The organism is Rhizobium beringeri, assembly GCF_004306515.1.
Lineage (GTDB): Bacteria > Pseudomonadota > Alphaproteobacteria > Rhizobiales > Rhizobiaceae > Rhizobium > Rhizobium beringeri.
This window is the reverse complement of the sequence record NZ_SILG01000002.1, coordinates 823382-841308: the sequence shown is the minus strand read 5'-3', so window position 1 is coordinate 841308 and position 17927 is coordinate 823382. Positions and strand designations below refer to the sequence as shown.

Genomic DNA, 17927 nt, shown 5'->3' with positions numbered 1-17927 from the left:
CGCTGCGGTTCATCTGCGATGTGAGCGACGTGATTGCCGCCTCGCGGATCTGCCTTCTGCCTCCGTCAAACCTCCCACTAACATTTCGGCCATCGCGTCCTGCCCCGGCTTTTGGTCGTGCCAGGCTCGCGCCGCCGGCAACGGCTTTGCCGTCCTCCACTGCGTTGCGGCCCTGCGGGTGCAGGCAGCGCTTGCCGCCTGGCTTTCGGACCGCCGTAGCAGGTCGCGATGGCCGCGACCTCGAAACGGAGGTTCCAACATGAGCAGGCAGCAATCCAATCAACGATCCGATATCTATAGCCGCATCACCACCAAGATCATCGCCGACCTCGAACGGGGTGTGCGGCCATGGACCAAACCCTGGACAACGGAACATGCGACGGGCGAGGTCGGCCGGCCACTGCGCCACAATGGCCAAGCCTACACCGGGATCAACGTCCTGCTGCTGTGGTCCGAAGCCATCGCCCGCGGCTTTGCCTCATCCAGCTGGATGACGTTTCGCCAGGCAATCGAACTCGGCGGCGCCGTTCGCAAGGGCGAAACCGGCACAACCGTCGTCTTTGCCAGTTCGTTTATCCGCACCGAGACGACCGAGACAGGCACTGAGATCGAACAGGACATTCCATTCCTCAAGAGCTACACGGTGTTCAACACCGACCAGATCGCCGGTCTTCCTGGGCGTTTTCATGAGATCGCACCTGCCGAGGATCCGATCAGCCGGATCGGCGATGCCGGCCGCTTCTTTGCCAATACCGGGGCACTGATCCGGCATGGAGGATCGGCGGCCTATTATGCCGCTCACCGTGATTACATCCAGATGCCATGCTTGAACGCCTTCCGGGACGATGCCTCCTATGTCGCGGTCCTCAGTCACGAGATGACGCACTGGACCGGAGCACCGCGACGGCTTGATCGTGATCTCAGCCGCTACGCGAAAGACCGGAGCGAACGCGCCCGTGAAGAGCTGATTGCCGAACTCGGCAGCTGCTTTCTCTGCGCCGATCTTGGCATCGTGCCTGAGCTCGAACCACGCCCCGACCACGCAAGCTATCTCGATGGCTGGCTGAAGGTTCTGGGCAACGACAAGCGCGCCATCTTCTCGGCGGCAGCGCATGCGCAGCGGGCCGTCGATTACCTGCATTCCTTGCAGCCGGAGCTCGACGAGGAGGAGGCGGCGTGAGCCGTCCACCTGTCTGTCAGGTCAGCACAGGCATCTCTTCGAATTTCTGCGGCTGACCCTACAGGTGCTTGTGAGCGATACGCCTGAGCGCTGATATTGCCATCGAGAATACCCGCAAGAACGCAAAAGGACGTTCTGCTGGATGAGGCCAACACCATTCTTGCCAACGAGGCGGATTTGCGGGATGGCGTGCTAAAGGCAGCTCGGAAAATAGTCACACGCCGAATGCAGGGTTTTGGCTATCGGCCTGCCTCTGTTTTTCCTTTTCCTTCATACGGCAAAATTCAATCAACTGCTCCGAGGTCATGGGTCGTGCCAGAGCGTAACCTTGCAGTATATGGCAACCGAGATCTTTCAGGATCTTCGCATGCTCCATAGTCTCCACGCCCTCTGCAACGATGTCGATGTTCTGCGATCGGCCGATTTCGATAATGGAGGAGACCAGACGGCGCTGAGATGGAGACGCGATAATCGGCTTGATAATTTCGCGATCGATCTTCAGGCGTCGCGGCTCAAATCGAAGCAGGCTGACAATACTGGCATGTTCGGTGCCGAAGTCATCGATCTCGATTTCGATGCCAAGCTTTTTGACGGCTGGAATGATCTCCTTGAGAACAGGTTGAAGATCATTAAAGGAGATTGTCTCGAGCAGCTCGAAACACAGGCGACCCTTCGCTATGGGAAGCTCGGACAGCTCGGCAAGCAGATTTGCCTGCGCCAGTCGACGCGCTGAAATGTTGACCGAGACACGTGGAATTTGCATTCCCAGGCTGTCCCATCTTGTCAGCTCGAAGAGAGCCTTCTGCAGGATCAGCCTATCCATGTCGCCGGTACGCCCCAGCTTTTCGGCGACATCCAGAAATCTGTTCGGGGCGAGCAGACCTTTTTGCGGGTGATCCCAACGGGCGAGTGTCTCGACGCCGGCAATATCCAATGTGTTTGCGTTGAACTGAGGTTGGAAGAATGCAACGAGTTCATCGCGATCGAGCGCATGCGTGAATTCGTCCGCCAATTCTTTCGAATGGATCGCGGCGCTGCGAAGCTCTTCTGTAAAAACCGCCGCGCGGCCGCGGCCCGCCTTCTTCGCTTCGTACAGAGCCAAATCGGCATCGAGAAGCAATTGGCCGAGGTCCTGCCCGAGAGCACCTTCAGTCTCCCAGGCGACGCCGACGCTTGCACCGACAACACAGGCCGCACCCTCAATGAAGACGGGTTGATCGAGCGTATCGACAATTTGCCGGGCCAATGCGTTTGCCTTCGGCTCCGGATCTGCACTCCAGCTGGCGAAGATGAACTCATCGCCACCGATCCGAGCCGCGACGTCGTTTGGACCAGTCAAATCGGCAAGGCGCGAAGCCGTTGCTTGCAAGACCGCGTCACCTCCGGCATGCCCTTTCGTGTCGTTGATCTCTTTAAATCGATCCAGGTCGATATGAACGAGTATCAGACAATCCTCTGGACGAGGTCTCGGCGGTTGCGAGATCATCTGGTCGACAAATCGTCGATTGGGAAGCCCCGTCAATGCGTCATGCAATGACAGGTACTCCAGCCTCTGTCGTGCTCGAACGAGCTTTTTCTTGTGAAGGCGAAGCTTTTCGATCGTTCTTTGGCGTGATTTGGTCAGAAAACCGATCCAGACAATCGGCGCAACGACACACAATGCCAACAGGCTCGCGTAGAACTCAAAAGTGCCGATCCCGCTATTTTGGCCCCATCCCTGCTTTGGCAGTGCGGCGAGGGTCCATCGGCCATAAACCATATCAACGGATGTCTGGACCGGTTTCCTTGAAAAGGTTGCCAGGCTGCCGAAAAAAACCTGTTTGGGCGAATTCGGCTCCGGTACGGTGCTGATGGCAATCTCAAGCTCGGTCGAACCAAGGCCACTTTCCTGATAAAGCTTTGGTATGTCTACTATCCCGGAAAGCAGTCCCCAAAAGATCTGGCTTGTTCCGTTATTGACGTAGATCGGGCACCTGACCACAAAAGCGGTTCCACCTTGGACAAGCTCCACCGGGCCTGTCAGAACGATATTGTGCGTGTTGCGCGCCAGCATCGCGGCAGCCCGTTGCTTCTCATTGGTTCGGTAGTCGAGTCCGATGGCCTTTTCGTTTCCTTTCTCCGGATAAACCCACCTGACCACCATGCCGGGTGCCGCGGCGAAGCTTCGCAATTGTGAATCGGGCTGCAGGATCTGCGCGGCAAGTTTGGAAAATCCGTTTTGGCCCATCTCTGGATTGACTGCGATGCCGGCCGCCAGCCCCTGCAACAGCTTCACATTGCTATTGAGGTTCGTCTGAAGCCGGGAGGATATGGTGGCAAGCTCGCCGGCAACGATCGAGCGTTCATCGGCCAGCGATCGCTCGATCCGCCAGTTCGTTGCGACCCAGACGACGATTGCAGCAATAATGGCCGCAAATATTGCGGGAGCGAATGCGCTGGTATGGCTTATTACGGAGCGAGCGAGATTTCTTCGAAACTTCATCAGGTTGCCGGCGTGGATGACAGGCCCTCATCCTTGCACAGTTTCTTTAAGGCAACGCTAAACCTGCCATCCCTCATAAAGGAAAGCGGCCTGTTCGCTGCAGCGCTTACGTCGCCGGGCTGAAATCGGCGGCAAGCACCGCATCCTTGAGCGCCCGCGAATAGGGATGCTGCGGGTTGTCCAGGACGGTACGGGCCTGTCCTCGCTCAACGATTTCGCCTTTGCGCATGATGATAATGTTGTCGCTGATATAATAGGCGGTGGCGAGGTCGTGGGTGATGTAGACGATGGAAAGACCGAGCTCGTTTTTCAAGCGGCCGAAGAGATTGACGATGGCCATGCGCAGCGATGCGTCAACCATGGATACCGGTTCATCAGCCACCAGCAGGCGGGGTTGCGGGATCAGCGCCCGGGCGATGGCGACGCGCTGAAGCTGGCCGCCCGACAATTCGTGGGGAAACCGGCCTTTCACTTCTTCAAGGGTCAGGCCGACATGCACCAGTGCGGCATCCGCCATCTTCTCCGCCTGCTCTCGGTCCGGCCGTTTTCCCGAGAACGAAAAATTGCGGGCGGTCTCGAAGAGATAACGATCGACACGTTTCAGCGGATTGAAGGCTTCGAAGGGGTTCTGCAGAACCGGCTGGACCTCTTTCATAAAAGCCTTGCGTTCGGACCTGCTATGGATGGCGACGGTCCTGCCGCTGAATTGAAGCTCGCCTTCCGTTGGTGCGGTCTGACCGAGGATCATTGCCGCGATCGTCGATTTTCCCGAGCCGGATTCTCCAACGATCGAGAGGATCTCAGGCTCCGCTCCCAATTCGAAGCTGACGTCCTTGACCGCCGTGATCAGCCGTCGGCCGAGCATGCCGCCCTGCCGGTAGACTTTCGTGACATGCGAGAGACTAAGAAGAGCACTCAAACCTGATCTCCCGTAACGGCAAAACACGCCACGCGCCGCTGCGGCTCGACGGTGACCAGCGGCGGAACCTTCTGTGAGCAGATCTCCATCCGCTTCGGACAGCGGGGGTGAAACCGGCAGCCTTCCGGTGGCATGGCGAGGTTCGGCGGACGACCCTCCAGCGAAGGGCGGGCCGTCGCATCGCCGATGCGCGGCAGGCTGCCGACGAGGTGCTGCGTGTAGGGGTGGAGCGGCTTGCTGAAGAGTTTGGCGGTCGGCGCTTCCTCGACAAGACGCCCGGCATAGACAATGCCGATGCGGTCGGAGACCGTCGCGTGAACCCCCATATCATGGGTGACGAACAGGAAGGACGAGCCCATCTCGCGCTGGATTTCGCGGATCATCGACAGCACGTCGCGCTGAACGATGACGTCGAGTGCCGTCGTCGGTTCGTCGGCGATGATGAATTCCGGCGTCAGGATCGTGGCCAGCGCAATGGTCATGCGCTGGCGCATGCCGCCGGAGAGCTCGTGGGGATAGGCGTCGAGCAGATGCGGATCCAGCTTCAGCCGTTGCAGATGGGTGGCGACCCTTTCGAAAAACTCATTCTTGCCGACCTTCATGTGGCGAAAGGCGAAATCGGTGAAGGAATGACGGATCCGGCGCACCGGGTTGAGCACATTCATCGAGCCCTGCATGATATAGGACAGATGCCGCCAGCGCAGCGCCAGGCGGTCTTCCGGCTTCATCGCGTAGATATCCTGGGTGCCGCCGTCGAAATGGAATGTCACTTTTCCCGACACGACCCTCAGCGGCGGCCGGATCGCGCCGGCGATGGTCTTGATCAAGGTCGTCTTGCCGCTGCTCGATTCACCGGCAACGCCATAGACCTCGCCGCGGGCGATGGTCAGGCTGATATCGTCGACGGCGCGCACCTCGCGATCGACGCCGTAGAGGAAGGCGCGGTAATAGGCTTTCAGATTCTGGATTTCGACCAAAGGATCCATACTAACTTCCCATCCGGTTCAGCCGGCTGCGCGGATCATTGTATTCGTTCATCGACATGGACAGCAGGAAGAGCGCGAGGAAGAGGACGACGATGACGGCGACGGGGGCGGCCACCCACCACCATATGCCTGATATCAGCGCCGAATGCGCATTGGCCCAATAGATCATCATGCCCATGGTCGGCGTCTCGATATCTGTGAAGCCGAGCACCGACAGGGTGATCTCCATGCCGATCGACCAGATCATGTTGTTCATCGTGGTGGCAAAGACGATCGGCAGAACATAGGGCAGGTGCTCCTCGACGAGGATCTTGCGCATGCTCATGCCGGAATAGACGCTCTGGGTGGTGAAGGATCTCGTCTTCAGGCTGATGGCCACCGAACGGATGAGGCGTGCATCATAGGACCAGCCGAGCGCGGCCATGATGACGATCAGCGCCGTCCAGGTCATGCTGTCCTTGAGCACGAAATAGAACAGGATCAGCAGCGGAAATTGCGGGATGACCATGACGCTGTCGTTGATGGCCATCAGCACCCGGTCGACTGCGCCGCCGGCATAACCGGCGACGAGGCCGACGACCAGCGAGATGATGCGTGAAATGAAGGCGACGCCGATGCCGAAAAACAGGGTGTTGCGAAGCGCGGTCGTCAGCTGCCAGAAAACGTCCTGGCCGCGCGACGTCGTGCCGAGCCAATATTCGCCATCCGGCGGCATATCGGGCGGCAGAAGATAGATGTCGGTCGCGCCGTAAGGCGAGAAATAGGACACCACTATCAATGCGACGATGACGGCAAAGAGCAGCAGGCCGCAGAGGAATTCCATATTCTGGCGCGCGAGGTCGCGGACGATCGTAAACATGCTTTATTCCACCTTGATGCGCGGGTCGATCAGCGGGCTCAGAATGTCGATGATGAAGACGGCGGCGGCAACGCCGACGATCGACAATGCGCTGAGGCCGAGCACCAGACTGTAGTCGCCGGCATGCACTGCTTCGATCAGCAGGTTTCCGATGCCCGGATAGCCGAAGACGATTTCGGTGATGACCGTGCCGTTGAAGATCGCGCCGAGCGACATGGCAAGCCCGGTGAACTGCGGCACCATGGCATTGCGGGCGATGTAGGAGCGCAGGATCTTTCGCTTCGGAACGCCGCCAAGCTCGGCGAAGACGACGTAATCCTCGGTGATGATGTTGGAAACGAGCGCGCGCATCCCGATCAGCCAGCTGCCGGCGCCGACCATGATCAGCGACAAGGCCGGCAGGATCGAGTGTTTCAGGATATCGAAGACCAGGGCAAAGGAGAGGTCCAGATTGGCGTTCATCTCGTAGCCGCCATTGATCGGCAGCACCGGCCAGAGATAACCGAACACAATCAGAAGCACGAAGGCCAGAATGTAATAGGGAATGGGAAGCAGGGCGATGAAGACGAGGCTGACGGCCTTCAGCACCATGTCCTTGCGGTAATAGCCGGCGAGCGCGCCGATCGCATTGCCGAGCACGAAGGTGATGAGGGTCGACACCGTCATCAGCCCGATGGTCCAGGGCAGGGACCGCAGAATGATGGTGGAAACGGGGGTGGGAAATGCCGATAGCGAGGGACCGAGATCACCGGTCGCAAGCCGAAGCCAGAAATGCAGGTATTGCTGCCAGATCGAACCCTCCATTCCGTAAAGCTCGCGAAGCGACTGGCGCATCAGTTCGATCGCATTCGGATCGGACTGCCCCATCTGGGTGATGGCGCCTATGCTTTCTTCGACCGGATCGATCGGGGTCAGGTGGGTGACGAAGAATGTTATCGTCACGCCAAGAAATACAACGAGCAGAAACTGACCGAACCGCTTCAGCACAAAGAGCAGATAGGACGTCATAGGGCGGTGGTTCCTCTCTGGTTCCCTTCATCAAGTGGAAAGGATCGACGGACATGCCACATGCCCGTCGATTAGGGGGCCGGCGCGCAACACTCGCGCCGGCGTTGGGAGGATTATTTCGGTTGTGCCGGCTTCAGCTTGACCATCATCAGCCTGGAGTTTGCCCAATTCGGCACTGGGTCGGTATAGGGGTCTGCGATCGTCGGATAACCGGTCCAATAGGTCGTATCCATCGAGGTGAAGACGTTGTAGGACATCAGCGGGATCGTCGGCATTTCGCGGGCGACCAGCTTCAGATAATCCTTGCCGAGTTCGACGCCCTTGGGATCGTCGGCGCTGATGCCGCGGATGCTTTCGATGATCTTGTCGAGCTCCGGATTGCTCCAGCGCTGCCAGTTGCGCGGCGGTTGATTGTCACCCTTCTTAGCCACGAACTGCGAATGCCAGCTATCGAGGAAGAACGACAGATCGGGATCGCCGCCCCAGGTCTCGACGCTCCAGGCAATCGCCACCTGGAAATCGCCGGGCTGGAGCGCCACCTGCCACAGTTTCGCGGCCGGCACGGCTTTGGCGTCGATGCCGAATGCGGCCCATTGCTGTGCGATCAGCGTCCCGGCGCGGGTGAAGACCGAGCGTGTGTCGCCTTCCACCGTCATCCGGATCTTGAAGGGCTGTCCATCAGGGGTCAGCCATTTGCCGCCGGATTTCTTGAAGCCTGCCTTCTCCAGCAGTTCGCCGGCAGCCTTCGGATCCGGTTTCCACCAACCATAGCCGAAGGCACCGCTGATTGCCTCCGGGTCGGTCGGGATCTGGTCCTTGAACTTCGGCTGCTTGCGCAGGATATCGGCGATCTGTTGCCCGACCGTCGGGTCATAAGGCTTGATCTTGCTCTTGCCGGTATCGATCTCGAAATTCTTCAGCCAATCCTGCATCGGCGCCTGATAGTCCTTCATCGTGGCCGCCGTCGGCGGCACGCCGAGCGCCGAAAGCGTCGCTGCCCCGCGATAGCTCGCCATATCAACCGCCTTGATGTCGATCAGCAGGGCAAGCGCCCAGCGTACATCGGCGTTGTCGAAGGGCGGATTCTGGGTGTTGAAGATCACGGCCGGCAGCGTCGGGTCCGGATGGGCGAAGGGAAAACCCGGGAACCAGGTCTCGATCGTCTTGGATTTTTCCTTCAGCGTGAACATGCCCTCGGGCGTGTTGTCGTGGATGATATCGAGATTATGCTCGAGCTGAGCGATGGTGCGTTTATCCGGCGGGCCGGGATCGGCATAGGTGACATATTTCGGAGCCGGCTCGCCGAAGCGGGCAAGCGATGTCCGCTGCCAGTCGTCGCGCTTCTCCCAGGTATACCACTTGCCCTGCGGGTCGAATGCCTTGAGCTTGTAGGCGCCGAGCGAAACGGGATTGGCGAAATCATAACGAAGCGGATCTTCGACTTTCTCGAAGACATGCTTGGGCATGATCCAGGCGCCGTTCCAGCGAACGGTGAAGATGGCGTGGAAGCGCGAATTGGGCTTCTTCAGCTTGAACACGACCGTCGAGGGGTCGGTCGCCTCGACGCTTGCCACCTGCACCGAGAAAGCAGCACTCCAGACCATGCCGGGGTGATCCATCTGCGTCTTGACGGTATAGACCACGTCGTCTGCCGTGAACTCCACGCCGTCGCTCCAGAAGAGCCCCTTGCGCAGTTTCACGGTCATCTCGGTAAAGTCGGCATTATATTGCGGCTTGTCGGCAGCCAGCGAATTGTCCCAGGTCGCGCCGCCAAGCCCTTGTTCGGGGTCGATATACCAGAGCGTATCCATGGTCAGCTGCTGCAGGCCGGTCGAAACGCCGCCGCCGCCATTGACCCAGATGTTGAACCAGCCGGGATTCTTGATCGTCCCTTCCGGATTTTCGACGATGAGCGTCTCCTTGCGCGGCAAGGAGGTGTAGTCATCGGCATTGGCCGTCGCTGTCAGGCCGAGTGCGGCCAGCGCGACGCCAAATGCGAGCCTCTTCCACTGTTGCATGAACTCCTCCCTAGAAAGCGACGATACGGCGGCCGCAAAGGCACGCTTGGGCACGTCGCGGTTGTCGGTTCGCAGAGGCGTCAGGACTTGAACAGTCGGGTCCAGGACCTCAGTGAACCATCTCTCCGGCTCCCTGCCTCCTCGCAGCGAGCCGAATATTTTCAGCCGGGGCGTGCCCCAATGGGCTACCCGGCGGTAGCTGTCAAACCGACAGCCGGATGACGTTGTAGGAGAACGGTTTCAGCGCCGCCCGCAACCTTCCATCCTCGATCTTTCCACTCTCGACATTGACCGGAACGACCGTCTTCGGCCGCGCTGCCGTATTGACGGCTTCCAGATCACCGTGGGTCATCTCCACCTGCTCGACCACCCGGGCATTTCCGAACCCTTCCAGCCGCACATCGAGATCGAGCGAAGTGCTCGGATGGCGGTTGACGGCAAAGAAGGTCAGCGTCTTGCCGTCCTCGGAATGGACTGCCGATACGTCGAGATAGGGGACGTCGTTCTCCTCGTCGCTGTCATAGGTCGGGCCATCGACGACCAGCTGCAGCGCCGTTCCACGGCCATATCTGGAGGCGTAATAGAACGGGTAATAAATGGTCTGGCGCCATGCCGCACCGCCGTCCTCGGTCATGATCGGGGCGATGACGTTGACGAGCTGCGCGATGCAGGCGATGCGCACGCGGTCGGAGCGACGGATGAAGGTGTTCAAGATGCCGCCGACCTGCAGCACGTCCTCGAAATTATAGATGTCTTCCAGCAGATGCGGCGCATCCGGCCATTCGTCGCGCGCCAGGATCTCCTTGTCCTGCTGGTTGGAATGATACCAGACATTCCATTCGTCGAAGGAAATGCCGATCGTCTTCTTCGAGCGTTTTTTCGCCTTGATGTAGTCGATCACGCCGCCGATCGTGGTGATGTAGCGGTCGAGCTTCGTCGCGCGGGCGAGATAGTTGAGCGTATTTTTCTCGCGGTTGGCAAAATACATATGCAGCGAAATGTGGTCGGCGCTGTCATAGCACTGTTCGAGAACCTGAGCCTCCCACTCGGGATAGGTCTTCATGTCGGAATTGGACGAGCCGCAGACCACGAGTTCGAGGGACTTGTCGAAGCCGCGCATGGCCTTCGCCGTCTCGTCCGCCAGCCGGCCATATTCATAGGCCGATTTGTGGCCGACCTGCCAGGGGCCATCCATCTCGTTGCCGAGGCACCACAATTTGACATCGTGCGGATTGGACCAGCCGTGCTTGCGACGCAGATCCGACCAGTAGGTGCCGCCGGGATGATTGCAATATTCGAGGAAATTGCGGGCCGCATCCAGGCCGCGTGATCCGAGATTGACGGCGAGCATCGGCTTGGTATTCGCCTTCTTGCACCAGTCGACGAATTCATTCACGCCGATCTGGTTGGCTTCGCGGGTGCGCCAGGCAAGGTCGAGGCGAACCGGGCGCTCCGCACGGGGGCCGACGCCGTCTTCCCAATTATAGGCCGAGACGAAGTTGCCGCCGGGATAGCGGCAGTATGGCGTGTCGAGATCACGGACCAGATCAAGCACATCCTGGCGGAATCCGTCCTCATCGGCCGTCGGGTGCCCGGGCTCATAAATGCCCCCGTAGATCGCCCTGCCGAGATGCTCGAGAAATGAACTGTAGAGCCTGGAGTCAATGGTCGCGATGCGGAAATCGCGGTGGACAACGACGTTCGTCTTCAACGGATCCTCCCGTTTATATATCAGATTTTTTGTTTTCTTGCCTCTAACTTGATATCAGGAATGTCGTTCTGTCAACCGAGTTGCGTTTTTAATCATACTAATGTGGATTTCGGAAAAAATTGTTTTATTACAGATATTTGACATCTTTTGACGACCGTAAAAACTGGAAAGAAACATGATTTTTAAATCAAGATTTCCGATTTTGATTTTTTAGACATGCAGCCGCATGATGATATCGCGTCCGTGATTTCCGAAGCCGCGGCCGAAAATATTCACGCCGCCGGTATGGCCGGCATTCTCCGCGATGCCGACCCTAAGCCGGATGGAAGAGTGCTGGGCAAGCGCCAGATCGCTGAGCGTGACATTCGAGGCGGCGACACCGTCGATGAAGGTCCCGCGCGTAGAGATACGCCAGGTCTTCATCATCCCATATTGTGAGCCCTCGAGCTTCCACCATGCCGGCGTGAAGGCGCCGCGCTTGTCGCCGTAGTCGCCGGGCGACGTCCAGGTTCCAATGGCCATTCCATTGACCCAGAGCGTTATGTCCGAGGGCCAGTCCGGATTGGTGCCTGGCACCTCGGACGACAGCTCCAGCGAAAACTCTATGGCGCGGATATCCTTGTTCAACACCTTGGCATTGTTAGGGAATTTATATTCCACATATCCCCTGCCGAACCAGACGAGCCCGGCCTGCATGCGCTGCGGATCGAGGAAATAGTCGGGGACATCGAGGGGGCCGATGACGCTCTCGGTGGAGCAAAGACCGCACGGCGCATGGACGTCGCAACTGGTGTAGAGCCCGACCGGCATCTCGACTTCGATGATATTGTTGGCCCTTTGGGCCGCACTTTCCTCAAAGCTGATCAGAATTTCGCTGTAGATCGCCGAGCAGATCTTCTGGTTTCCCTTGCGGGCCTTCGTCAGTTGGGAATCCACCAGCCGGGCGTCTTCCAGGATCTGGATCCCGGTAGCGACAGTCGATTGAGGAAGAGAAAGGGCACGCGCGATATCGTTGATATTCATTGGTCCTTTGGCGCAGAGCAGCTTGAGCATCTCCAGCCGCGCCGGCGCTGAAAGCGCGCGTATCGCATCATTATTCTCGCCGGCGGCAATCGTTAAAAACGAGCGTTCCATCATTCCCCCACCATTTCCGATGAAATGATGTATATCGGAAATTATGATACATCAAGGGGGAATGCTTCGACGGTTTGATTGTAATTCTTGAGAAAGACGTCATTGGTCCCTGAGCCCGGGAGTTGCCCCGCTGGGTCTCGTGGCGGGCATTTCTTAAAATTCCAGGCGTCCTAATGCCCGGTCGCCTCAGGCTGCAGATCGGCATCGGTGAGGGTTGCGAGGAAAGCGACGATGTCGTCGATCTCGGGATCGGTGAGGGCAGGCGCGTCGCCCGGCTTCCTGCCGAAGGGCGGATCCTGGTTGAGGTTATCCCAATAGGCCTGCGGCAGGTCGTCATATTTCCGAACCGTGCCATCTGAATTTTTCGGATACCAACGGCCGGGATCGCTGTCGCGCGTCGCGTAGAAGGAGACGACGTCGCGCAGCGAGTGGAAATAGCCGTTGTGGAAGAAGCTCTGCTTCAGCGCGACATTGCGCAGCGTCGGGGTGCGGAACAGGCCGCAATAGTCGCTGCGCCCGGCAAAGTCGGTGCGCTGAGGGCCGCAAAGACCGAGATCATGATAGTTCGGATCGTTGTTGGCCGGGATCGCCATGTTGCGCGGCGCGGCGAGCCCGAGGAAGCCGAAATCTGAAAATTGCGGCGGCTCGCCGTCATTGGCGGGTTCGCTCAGATGACAGCTCGAACAGTTGCCCTTGGCCGGGTCCTCGAACAGCTGCCGCCCGTGCAGCTCCTGCGCCGTCAGCGTCGCCTTGCCGGCGAGAAAGGCGTCGTAGCGGCTGGAATAGGGATAGAAATCCGGGCCGCTCTGTTCGAAGGTGGCGAGCGCCTCGGCGGCGGCATCGAAGGCATCCTTAGGATTGTCGAACACCGTCTCGCCGAATGCCGCCTTGATGTCGTCGGCATAGGCGGCCTTCTGCAGCTTCGCCACCACCTCGGCCGCATCCCTGTTGCCCATCTCGAAGGGCGAAAGCAGCGGGATCTTCGCGTGATCGGCGCCGTGATCGACCCGGCCGTCCCAGGTCAAGCCGCCCGTCGGGCCGTTGTCGACGCTTTCGTCGCCCTCGTCCTCGGAATCGTAATAATGCTCGGTGAAAGCAGGCACCGATTGCAGGTAACGCAGCGTCGGAACGGCGCGCAGCCCCGGCTGGTCCCGATGTTCGCCGCCCATTTCGATCGGTGTCGCCGATGCCGGGCCGAAGGCGTGACTGGGATCATGGCAGGACGCGCAGGCCTGAAGCCCCGAGGCTGAAAGAGAGGGATCTGAGAATATCTTGCGGCCAACTGCGGTCAGCGTTTCGGCCCGGGCGAAGGCGTCAGTGCGCGACATTGGCCCGGGATGCACGCCGGCGGTGGTCGCCGCGCTGCTTTGCCGCAGGGGAAGAATGGCAAGACCAAGCGCCACGGCACCCATGCTGACGGCCAAGCCGGAGCGCACAAGCCAGATGTTCTTCGTTGTCATGATAATGATTCCAATAAGTTAGTACTGGTTTCCGCCATGATCGAACCTCGCTGCAACAAATTGATGACGGCGATCCTCCTGCGGCATCACGGCAACCCCTGATGTCACAAAGTTGATAGACGGCCGGAATAGCGTCGAATTGCCCCCGAGCGTTCTCCGCTCCCTCTAGCCAACGCCCCCTAGCCATGAGGTACCCACGTGAAAAGACTGAAACTTCTCCATTCGATCTGTCTCGCCGGATCGGCCATCGTGCCGTTTGCGACGGCAGCCCATGCGGCGCCGGCCGGTTACGACAAGATCGACAATGTCGTCGTCATCTATGCCGAAAACCGCAGCTTCGATAATCTCTATGGTAGCTTTCCCGGCGCCGACGGGCTCTCGAACGCGACCGCCGATCGCGCCCGCCAGCTCGACCGCGACGGCCAGCCGCTATCCGAACTGCCGCCGGCCTGGGGCGGCCTCACCGCCAAGGGCGTGACGCCTGCCGTCACCGAGGCGCAGTCGGCCCATCTCGCCAATGCCTCCTTCGCGATCGACGATCCGAAGGGCTTCGCAGAGGCGCCTTCGGTCATTACCCGCGACCTCTGGCATCGCTTCTACCAGGAGCAGATGCAGATCGACGGCGGCAAGAACGACAAGTTCGTCGCCTGGGCCGATTCCGGCAGCCTCGTCATGGGTCATTACGACGGCTCCATCCTGCCGATGTGGCAGGTCGCCAAGAAATACGTCATGGCCGACAATTTCTTCCAGGGCGCCTTCGGCGGGTCGTTCCTCAACCATTTCGCGTTGATCTGCGCCTGCGCGCCCTATTATCCCAACGCCGACAAGAGCCCGGCCAAACCCACGATCGCCAAGGTCGACGCGGATGGCACGTCGCTGACCGTGGCCGAGAATGCCCCGAAGTCGGCGCTGGAGGGTGCACCGAAATTCGTCTCCGACGGCACGCTGACCCCCGACTTCTACGCCGTCAACACCATGCAGCCGCCCTACCAGCCGAGCGCCAATCCGCCGGCCAAGGACGGCGATCCGGCCTATGCTGATCCCGCCGCCGCAACGACGCTGCCGCCGCAACATGAGATCACCATCGGCGACCTCATGTCTCTGAAGGGCGTCAGCTGGGCCTGGTACAGCGGCGCCTGGCAGGCAGCCCTTGACGGCAAGAATGCCACCCCGGTGCCGAACTTCCAGTTCCATCACCAGCCGTTCAATTATTTCGCCAATTTCGCGCCCGGCACCCCGGCGCGTGCGGAGCATGTGAGGGATGGCGGTCTTGGCGGCGAAGCCTTCCTTAAGGATGTCGACGATGGCAAGCTGCCGGCGGTTTCCTTCTACAAGCCGCAGGGCAACCTCAACGAACATGGCGGTTATGCCGATGTTTCGAGCGGCGACCAGCATCTTGCCGATATCGTTTCCCACCTCGAGAAGAGCCCGCAATGGAGCCATATGCTCGTCATCGTCACCTATGACGAGAATGGCGGCTTCTGGGATCACGTCGCGCCGCCGAAGGCCGATCGCTGGGGTCCGGGCAACCGTATTCCGGCCTTCATCATCTCGCCCTTTGCCAAGGGCGGCATGGTCGATCATACCCAATACGACACGACGTCGATCATCCGCTTCATCACGGCGCGCTACGATCTGCCGGTGCTGTCGGGCATCCTCGCCCGCGACAACGCGCTGCGCAACAATGACCGGCCGCCGATGGGCGACCTGACTGCCGCGCTTGACCTGACGCATTGACCGACTAGGAGCGGCCCCGGCGCTGTCCGGGGCCGCACCATCTCTTTTTTTGCGCATGCCGGACGCAAAATCGCTGCGCACTTTTGCTGGAACTGCTTGCCATCACCGTCGCAGCAGCGGTCGCAACGCGGCCTGCGTTTCTTTCAACAGCAGTAGATAACGTTCCTTCATCTCCGCGGCCGGGACGAGGGCGGCCGGCGCGCCGATATTGATCGCCGCGACCGTTTCGCCGCGGTCGTTGTCGATGGGCACGGCAATGGAGCAGAGGCCGATCTCCAGCTCCTGATCGATGATGGCGTAACCGTCGGTGCGGACGCGGCGGAATTCGGCGATCAGCTCGTCGGGGTCGGTCCTGGTATTCGCAGTGTTTTGCTTCAGCTCGCTGCGGGCGAGGATGGCGCGTGCCTCGCTCTCGGTCAGGGCCGCGAGTAGTACGCGGCCCATCGAAGCGCAGTAGGCGGGCAGGCGGCTGCCGGGGGTGAGATTGATCGACATGACGCGGCGCTGCGAAGCGCGGGCGATATAGACGATTTCGGTGCCGTCGAGCACCGAAGCCGAAGCGCTCTGGCCGGCCTTTTCCGAGAGAAGATCGAGATGCGGCTGCAAGAGCGCCGGCAGCGGTGTCGCTGCGAGATAGGCGTGGCCAAGCCGCAGGATCTTCGGCGTCAGCGTGAAGAATTTGCCGTCATAATCGGCATAACCGAGCTCGGCGAGTGTCAGCAGCGAGCGGCGCACGGTGGCGCGGTCGAGCTCCGTCAGCTTGGCGGCCTCGGCGATGGAAAGCCGCTGCCGCGTTTCACCGAACGCTTCGATGACCTTCAGGCCGCGGGCGAAGCCGCTGACGAAATCCGTTTCGCGCATGGGTCGAGTCTCCAATCGATTTTGGTTATCTTGTGCGATATATGAACAAATGTCAAATATCGCACAAAATAACTTGTCGTCCGGCCCGTTGCACCTTATGCCTGACGCTGGAGGACGGGAGGTTCAGTTTCCCGACCGCATAGCCAAGGAGAGATCCCGCATGGACAAGACAGTCGGGAGCGCGGCGGAAGCCGTCTCTGAGATCGGAGATGGCGCGACCGTCATGATCGGTGGTTTTGGTGGCTCGGGCGCGCCGATCGAGCTCATTCATGCCTTGATCGACAAGGGCTCCAAGGGCCTCACGGTGATCAACAACAATGCCGGCAACGGGCGCATCGGTATCGCCGCGATGATCGATGCCGGCATGGTGCGGAAGATGATCTGCTCTTTCCCGCGGTCGTCGGATCCGCGCGCCTTCACGGACAAATATCTGGCCGGCGAAATCGAGCTCGAGCTGGTGCCGCAGGGAACGCTTGCCGAGCGCATCCGCGCCGGCGGGGCCGGCATTCCGGCTTTCTATACGCCGACGGCCTACGGCACCGAACTGGCCGACGGCAAGGTCATCGCCGAATTCGATGGCCGCCACTATGTGCAGGAGCGCTGGTTGAAGGCCGACTTCGCGATCGTGAAGGCCGAGATCGGCGATATCCAGGGCAATCTCACCTACAACAAGGCCGGCCGCAACTTCAATCCGCTGATGTGCATGGCGGCGGCGAAGACGATCGTCCAGGTCTCATCCATCGTCCCGGCCGGTGGCATCGATCCCGAGCATGTCGTGACACCGGGCATCTTCGTCGACCGCGTTGTCGCCATCCCCAGTCCCCAGCAGGAAGAAGAGCTCATTCGAGCCGGAGTGGCCTACGTATGACCATCGATATCAGCCCCATCAACACCCGGGAAGACATCAAGCTTTCCAATGCGCAGATCGCCTGGCGCGCCGCGCAGGACATCGCCGACGGCGCCTATGTCAATCTCGGCATCGGCTTTCCCGAAATGGTCGCCCGCTATCAGCCGCCCGGCCGTCAGGCGATTTTTCACACGGAAAACGGCATCCTGAACTTCGGCGAGCCGCCGGCGGCAGGCGAGGAAGACTGGGATCTGATCAACGCCGGCAAGAAGGCGGTGACGCTGAAGCCGGGTGCGGCCTTTTTCCATCACGCCGATAGCTTCGCCATGGTGCGCGGCGGCCATCTCGACGTTGCGATCCTCGGTGCCTATCAGGTCGCCCAGAATGGTGATCTCGCCAACTGGCGGGTGGGCAGCAAAGGCGTACCGGCCGTCGGCGGCGCCATGGACCTCGTGCACGGCGCCAAGCAAGTCTGCGTCATTAGCGAGCACGTCACCAAAACAGGCGAACCGAAACTGGTGGAGAAATGCACCTTCCCGCTGACCGGCGTCGGCTGCATCACCCGCATCTATACCAGCCATGCCGTCATCGACATCGTGAAGGGACGCTTCGTCCTGCGCGAGAAGCTGGCCGCGATGTCGCAAGAGGAATTGCAGGCAATGACCGGCGCGCCGCTGCACGTCGAGGGCCCGGTCGGCGACCTCGTCGTCCCGCAACTCTGAGGA

Annotated in this window: 13 protein-coding genes and 1 pseudogene; 4 read left to right on the top strand and 10 right to left on the bottom strand. The window is 59.9% G+C overall.

What is annotated here, in order from left to right:
• Window positions 1–259 precede the first annotated feature (259 nt).
• A complete protein-coding gene (locus tag ELH03_RS27495) occupies window positions 260–1180 on the top strand; it encodes an ArdC family protein (RefSeq protein ID WP_130767164.1) in 921 nt (306 codons plus the stop codon).
• A gap of 239 nt (window positions 1181–1419) precedes the next feature.
• Here the strand turns inward: ELH03_RS27495 and ELH03_RS27490 are convergent.
• The 9 genes and pseudogenes from ELH03_RS27490 to ELH03_RS27450 form a co-directional block, all read right to left on the bottom strand.
• A pseudogene (locus ELH03_RS27490) lies at window positions 1420–3662 on the bottom strand (bifunctional diguanylate cyclase/phosphodiesterase).
• A 106-nt stretch (window positions 3663–3768) separates the two neighbouring features.
• Window positions 3769–4581: an ABC transporter ATP-binding protein gene (locus ELH03_RS27485; RefSeq protein WP_130767162.1), complete on the bottom strand. Its 813-nt coding sequence runs from the start codon at window positions 4579–4581 to the stop codon at window positions 3769–3771.
• Window positions 4578–5567 (bottom strand): ABC transporter ATP-binding protein, encoded by a 990-nt coding sequence (locus ELH03_RS27480; RefSeq protein WP_130767161.1) that lies wholly within the window; start codon window positions 5565–5567, stop codon window positions 4578–4580. Before ELH03_RS27480 ends, ELH03_RS27485 begins: the two co-directional genes overlap by 4 nt.
• 1 nt (window position 5568) lies before the next feature.
• On the bottom strand, window positions 5569–6426 hold the full coding sequence (locus ELH03_RS27475; RefSeq protein WP_062940577.1) for an ABC transporter permease: 858 nt from the start codon (window positions 6424–6426) through the stop codon (window positions 5569–5571).
• Between the two features lie 3 nt (window positions 6427–6429).
• Window positions 6430–7434 (bottom strand): ABC transporter permease, encoded by a 1005-nt coding sequence (locus ELH03_RS27470; protein ID WP_027687864.1) that lies wholly within the window; start codon window positions 7432–7434, stop codon window positions 6430–6432.
• A 113-nt stretch (window positions 7435–7547) separates the two neighbouring features.
• Window positions 7548–9452, bottom strand: a complete 1905-nt coding sequence (locus ELH03_RS27465) for an ABC transporter substrate-binding protein (RefSeq protein ID WP_130767160.1) — start codon at window positions 9450–9452, stop codon at window positions 7548–7550.
• A gap of 202 nt (window positions 9453–9654) precedes the next feature.
• On the bottom strand, window positions 9655–11163 hold the full coding sequence (arfA, locus tag ELH03_RS27460; protein WP_130767159.1) for an arabinosylfuranosidase ArfA: 1509 nt from the start codon (window positions 11161–11163) through the stop codon (window positions 9655–9657).
• 210 nt (window positions 11164–11373) lie between these two features.
• Window positions 11374–12300, bottom strand: a complete 927-nt coding sequence (locus ELH03_RS27455) for an ArsR/SmtB family transcription factor (protein ID WP_017957935.1) — start codon at window positions 12298–12300, stop codon at window positions 11374–11376.
• Window positions 12301–12467: 167 nt separating this feature from the next.
• A complete protein-coding gene (locus tag ELH03_RS27450; protein WP_130767158.1) occupies window positions 12468–13757 on the bottom strand; it encodes a cytochrome-c peroxidase in 1290 nt (429 codons plus the stop codon).
• A 198-nt stretch (window positions 13758–13955) separates the two neighbouring features.
• Here ELH03_RS27450 and ELH03_RS27445 point away from each other — a divergent pair, with 198 nt between their 5' ends.
• Complete coding sequence (locus ELH03_RS27445) at window positions 13956–15494, top strand: acid phosphatase (RefSeq protein ID WP_130767157.1); 1539 nt, start codon at window positions 13956–13958, stop codon at window positions 15492–15494.
• A gap of 102 nt (window positions 15495–15596) precedes the next feature.
• On the opposite strand, the gene ELH03_RS27440 is transcribed toward ELH03_RS27445, so the two are convergent.
• On the bottom strand, window positions 15597–16355 hold the full coding sequence (locus tag ELH03_RS27440; protein WP_128405140.1) for an IclR family transcriptional regulator domain-containing protein: 759 nt from the start codon (window positions 16353–16355) through the stop codon (window positions 15597–15599).
• Window positions 16356–16515: 160 nt separating this feature from the next.
• Between ELH03_RS27440 and ELH03_RS27435 the strand changes: the two genes are divergently transcribed.
• Both ELH03_RS27435 and ELH03_RS27430 read left to right on the top strand, forming a co-directional pair.
• On the top strand, window positions 16516–17223 hold the full coding sequence (locus tag ELH03_RS27435) for a 3-oxoacid CoA-transferase subunit A (RefSeq protein WP_128405141.1): 708 nt from the start codon (window positions 16516–16518) through the stop codon (window positions 17221–17223).
• Window positions 17220–17924, top strand: coding sequence for a CoA transferase subunit B (locus ELH03_RS27430; RefSeq protein ID WP_130767156.1), 705 nt, complete (start codon window positions 17220–17222; stop codon window positions 17922–17924). The genes ELH03_RS27435 and ELH03_RS27430 overlap by 4 nt, the downstream gene beginning before the upstream one ends.
• Window positions 17925–17927: the final 3 nt, after the last annotated feature.

Coding starts and splice junctions, on each gene's coding strand:
- ELH03_RS27495 (WP_130767164.1), top strand. CDS start 260: ATGAGCAGGCAGCAATCCAATCAACGATCCGATATCTATAGCCGCATC.
- ELH03_RS27480 (WP_130767161.1), bottom strand. CDS start 5,567: ATGGATCCTTTGGTCGAAATCCAGAATCTGAAAGCCTATTACCGCGCC.
- ELH03_RS27475 (WP_062940577.1), bottom strand. CDS start 6,426: ATGTTTACGATCGTCCGCGACCTCGCGCGCCAGAATATGGAATTCCTC.
- ELH03_RS27470 (WP_027687864.1), bottom strand. CDS start 7,434: ATGACGTCCTATCTGCTCTTTGTGCTGAAGCGGTTCGGTCAGTTTCTG.
- ELH03_RS27465 (WP_130767160.1), bottom strand. CDS start 9,452: ATGCAACAGTGGAAGAGGCTCGCATTTGGCGTCGCGCTGGCCGCACTC.
- ELH03_RS27455 (WP_017957935.1), bottom strand. CDS start 12,300: ATGATGGAACGCTCGTTTTTAACGATTGCCGCCGGCGAGAATAATGAT.
- ELH03_RS27450 (WP_130767158.1), bottom strand. CDS start 13,757: ATGACAACGAAGAACATCTGGCTTGTGCGCTCCGGCTTGGCCGTCAGC.
- ELH03_RS27440 (WP_128405140.1), bottom strand. CDS start 16,355: ATGCGCGAAACGGATTTCGTCAGCGGCTTCGCCCGCGGCCTGAAGGTC.
- ELH03_RS27435 (WP_128405141.1), top strand. CDS start 16,516: ATGGACAAGACAGTCGGGAGCGCGGCGGAAGCCGTCTCTGAGATCGGA.
- ELH03_RS27430 (WP_130767156.1), top strand. CDS start 17,220: ATGACCATCGATATCAGCCCCATCAACACCCGGGAAGACATCAAGCTT.